This window comes from Lactobacillus corticis, assembly GCF_018327645.1.
Taxonomy (GTDB): domain Bacteria; phylum Bacillota; class Bacilli; order Lactobacillales; family Lactobacillaceae; genus Lactobacillus; species Lactobacillus corticis.
This window is the reverse complement of the sequence record NZ_BMAY01000029.1, coordinates 1-462: the sequence shown is the minus strand read 5'-3', so window position 1 is coordinate 462 and position 462 is coordinate 1. Positions and strand designations below refer to the sequence as shown.

The window sequence follows — 462 nt, the reverse complement described above, 5'->3', positions numbered from 1 at the left end:
GCTTGACCTATTCCAAGTCTCTCTCTCGGTCGCTCTCACAATCTGTTCTTTACGATTGTCTCGGTTTTCTTTTGCTTTCGGTATTCAGTTTTCAACGTACAAGCCATGGATCATTTCTGATCCAATGGAGGCTAACGGGTTCGAACCGATGACCTCCTGCGTGCAAAGCAGGTGCTCTCCCAACTGAGCTAAGCCCCCGTGTTTTTTTCTTTTTTCGCCGGACATAACTATATCTCATCGGTAAAGCTATGTCAATGGGCCTAAATGGACTTGAACCATCGACCTCACGCTTATCAGGCGTGCGCTCTAACCAGCTGAGCTATAGGCCCGACTTACGCTTGGCGTATTCTTTTTTTGAGGTATTGCCCTCAAAACTAAACAAGATTCGCTCGGTGTGCTTCCGTTTCGCTTCGGTTGCTTCTTCTAGTACTCTCATACTCTCCGCTTCCGCTGCTTTCCTTA

General features: G+C 47.4%; 2 tRNA genes. Both read right to left on the bottom strand.

The features are described from left to right. Window positions 1-125: 125 nt before the first annotated feature. A tRNA-Ala gene (locus tag KI210_RS08575) sits at window positions 126-198 on the bottom strand. 57 nt (window positions 199-255) lie between these two features. Next, window positions 256-329: transfer RNA gene (locus KI210_RS08570), tRNA-Ile, on the bottom strand. Between the last annotated feature and the right edge of the window lie 133 nt (window positions 330-462).